This is a genomic window from Neisseria iguanae, from assembly GCF_003013245.1.
Taxonomy (GTDB): Bacteria; Pseudomonadota; Gammaproteobacteria; order Burkholderiales; family Neisseriaceae; genus Neisseria; species Neisseria iguanae.
On record NZ_PXYY01000142.1, the window covers coordinates 1 to 3,752 of the forward strand.

A 3,752-nucleotide genomic window follows, 5' to 3' on the forward strand; every position below is an offset into this window, starting at 1 on the left:
TTTACCGGTCAGTGCCTGTCCGGACTGAAGTTGCCTGAGTGCGGTTTCGAAATCAAATGCGGGTTTGGTCATGTGTCTTCTCCTTTATGGGGGGTTAGGGGATTGACACAGATTTTTGAACAGTACCGATTTTCACTCAAAAAAAGCAACCTAAAAGGTCGCTTTTTTATACGCAAACCACTATTTATTATATAAAAATATCATTATTATCATTAACTTAAAGAATAGACATCTACGCTTTTCTTCCCATAAAACAACCAATTAAATTCATTTTGCAACCATTCGGTAATACTCTCTCTAGCTTTATTTAATCTATCAGTAGAATGATATAATTTTTTCCATTTAAAGGTTTTTGATGAGTAAAGTCTTACCCTACCGTGCCGATATTGATACATTACGAGCTATTGCCGTATTGGCTGTAGTTATTTTTCATATCGAAAAAAGTTGGTTACCTGGCGGTTTCTTAGGGGTTGATATTTTTTTTGTTATCTCTGGCTTCTTAATTACGATGATTCTTCACCGTGAAATGAGCAAGGGAGAATTCTCATTTAAAAATTTTTATATCCGCCGCATCAAACGTATCCTTCCCGCATTTATGGTAATGGTTGGCATCTCCATGATCGTCGCCGTGTTCATTTTTACTAAAGATGATTTCTTCATCTTATGGAAATCTGCATTAGCATCATTAGGTTTTGCCGCTAATCTTTACTATGCACGAGGTCAAGGATATTTCGAACCCATACAGGAAGAAAAACCTTTATTACATATCTGGTCATTATCCGTAGAAGAACAATACTATTTCATTTTTCCTATTCTACTTTTACTCTTCATTAAAAAGAGCTGGAAAATACAATTTACTTTTTTGATTTCGTTGATTTTTCTTAGTATTGTAGCCTCTTTTATTCCTGTTTTGGCTGAGAAATACTATTTACCTCATCTGCGTGCTTTTGAAATGCTGTTTGGCTCATTAACTGCTGTCTGGATGCAATATCAGCAACAACAGGGAAAATTTATCGGTGAACAATATGCGGCATTTGCAAGCATAGTCTCCTTAATCACTCTTTTTGCTTGCTTGTTTCTCTTTACGCAACAGACCCCTTATTTTCCCGGACCGGCTGCCATTATTCCCTGCCTGGCGGCAGCAACTTTAATTTACTTTAATAACTTTGATCATAAAGTAAAGAACCTCTTTCGCTGGAAATGGGTCGTTAGTATTGGCTTAATTTCTTATTCTTTATATTTATGGCATTGGCCGGTACTGGCTTTTACACGATATATTACAGGCGAAAACACTCTTCCTCATCGTTTAATTTTTCCATCAACTGCTTTAATTCTGGTGCTCTCAATTGCTTCGTATTTCTTAGTTGAGAAACCATTTAAAAACTGGAAACGCTCATTTGAACAATCAGCATTATACCTATATGTTTTACCAACCCTGCTCATTGCTGCATTTTCATATATGCTATTAAAATCACCCTACATGAATCAATACAATGATATTGGATTGGCCCGCTCCTACACCTCTTGTCACAACAACACGAATAAAAAATGTGTTTGGGGTGATGAATCACAAAAACCGAATATCTTGATTCTTGGCGATTCTCATGCGGACCAATATAAAACTTTCTTCGACTATGTGGGTAAAAAAGAAAAGTGGGCTGCAACGATGGTTTCTTCAGATACTTGCGCCTATGCCGATGGTTATGATGCCAAAATTTTCCATAAAAATGCCAGTTGTCGCGCAATGTATGAATATGCAGAACAACATCTGCCTAATTATCCGATTGTTATACTGGCCATGAGGTGGTCAAATCAAATGGCAGAAAATTCAACTTCAGTTGGTTACGATCCAGATTTCTTCAAAAAATTTGCGTCAACACTGGCTAAACTTTCTAAAGAAAAGCAACAGGTTGTTATCTTTATGGATAATCAAAAAATCCAATACCCGGCCTTGCGCGCATACCAGCTTGAGCAAAGATTAAACAGATTTGAAAAAAAATTGAAAACCACGGAAGACTTTACCGCTCAGGCCAATCAACGCATTCGCCAACTTGCTGAACAATTTGCCAATGTTCGAATTATTGATGTTGCAGCGTTAATTCCTGATAATCTTAAAATTGATGGTTTACCTGTGTATTCAGATTTAGATCACATTAACCCTTACGGTGGAGAAGCTTTGGCTAAGAAATTTGTCGAAAACCGAATGTTATTGCAAAACCCTAAGCACCCAATCCATTAAATTTGTTACAATTAACGAATTACAAAACCGCTAATTTTTTTAGAAGATACAAAACGATGAGCGTCATCCAAGACCTACAATCGCGCGGCTTAATCGCGCAAAACACCGAAATCGAATCTTTGGAAGCTTTATTGAACGAACAAAAAATCGCTTTATACTGCGGTTTCGACCCGACTGCCGACAGCCTGCACATCGGCCATTTGCTGCCGGTATTGGCCTTGCGCCGTTTCCAACAGGCAGGCCATACGCCGATTGCATTGGTCGGCGGCGCGACCGGTATGATTGGCGACCCGAGTTTTAAAACAGTCGAGCGCAGCCTGAATACGCCGGAAACGGTAGCCGGTTGGGTAGAAAGTATCCGCAACCAGCTCACGCCGTTTTTGAGCTTTGAAGGCGACAATGCAGCGGTGATGGCCAACAATGCCGATTGGTTCGGCAATATGAATTGCTTGGATTTCCTGCGCGACATTGGCAAGCATTTTTCAGTGAATGCGATGTTGGCGAAAGAATCGGTAAAACAGCGTATCGACCGTGACGATGTGGGTATTTCGTTTACCGAATTTGCCTACACCCTGCTGCAAAGCTATGACTTTGCCGAACTCAACAAACGCCACGGCGCGCAGCTGCAAATCGGTGGCTCCGACCAATGGGGTAATATCACAAACGGTATCGACCTCACCCGCCGCCTGCATCAGAAACAAGTCTTCGGCTTAACGCTGCCATTGGTGACCAAATCAGACGGCACCAAGTTCGGCAAAACCGAAGGCGGTGCGGTATGGTTGAATGCGAAGAAAACCTCGCCGTATCAATTCTACCAATTCTGGTTGAAAGTGGCCGATGCCGATGTGTATAAATTCTTGAAATTCTTCACTTTCTTGAGCATTGAAGACATCGATGCCATCGAAGCGAAAGACCAAACCAGCGGCAACAAGCCGGAAGCCCAGCGCATTTTGGCCGAAGAAATGACCCGCCTGATTCACGGTGAAGCGGCTTTGGAAGCGGCACAACGCATTTCCGCCAGCTTGTTTGCTGAAGACCAAAGCAACCTGACCGAAGCTGATTTCGAGCAACTCGCCCTTGACGGCTTGCCCGCATTTGAAGTTTCCGACAGCGTAAACGTAGTTGAAGCATTGGTAACCAGCTGTTTGGCGCAATCAAATAAGGAAGCGCGCGGCTTCGTGAAAAGCAAAGCAATAGTAGTAAATGGTGCAGCGATTACCGAGCCAAACAATCCAAACCACGCTGCGGAAAAACCGGACGATGCTTATCTGTTGACCGATGAACACAAACAGTTTGGCAAATACACCATTCTGCGCCGCGGCAAACGCAATCATGCTTTATTGGTGTGGAAATAATTCGATTAAACGTTTATCAAAGAGGCTTAGGAAGCAAAATCATAAAACTTTATGGTAAGCTTCTGATATTTATATTAAAAACAAGTACCCAAAGCCCGGTAAACTTTCTGAGCAGAAATTCCGGCAAATATTACGCCTTTCTGCCTCAGGTTTGACTG

Annotated in this window: 3 protein-coding genes; all 3 read left to right on the forward strand. The window is 41.4% G+C overall.

What is annotated here, in order from left to right; translation table 11 throughout:
- Nucleotides 1-195, forward strand: a 195-nt coding sequence (locus C7N83_RS15435; protein WP_211296671.1) for a hypothetical protein, incomplete at its 5' end; no start/stop codon positions are given.
- A 160-nt stretch (nucleotides 196-355) separates the two neighbouring features.
- Nucleotides 356-2,239 carry an acyltransferase family protein gene (locus tag C7N83_RS13315; protein WP_106743219.1) on the forward strand — a complete coding sequence of 628 codons (1,884 nt, stop codon included), beginning with the start codon at nucleotides 356-358 and terminating at the stop codon, nucleotides 2,237-2,239.
- Nucleotides 2,240-2,295: 56 nt separating this feature from the next.
- The gene (gene tyrS, locus C7N83_RS13320) at nucleotides 2,296-3,594 is read left to right on the forward strand and encodes a tyrosine--tRNA ligase (protein WP_106743220.1); all 1,299 of its coding nucleotides are present in this window, start codon (nucleotides 2,296-2,298) and stop codon (nucleotides 3,592-3,594) included.
- Nucleotides 3,595-3,752: the final 158 nt, after the last annotated feature.

Coding starts and splice junctions, on each gene's coding strand:
- C7N83_RS13315 (WP_106743219.1), top strand. CDS start 356: ATGAGTAAAGTCTTACCCTACCGTGCCGATATTGATACATTACGAGCT.
- tyrS (WP_106743220.1), top strand. CDS start 2,296: ATGAGCGTCATCCAAGACCTACAATCGCGCGGCTTAATCGCGCAAAAC.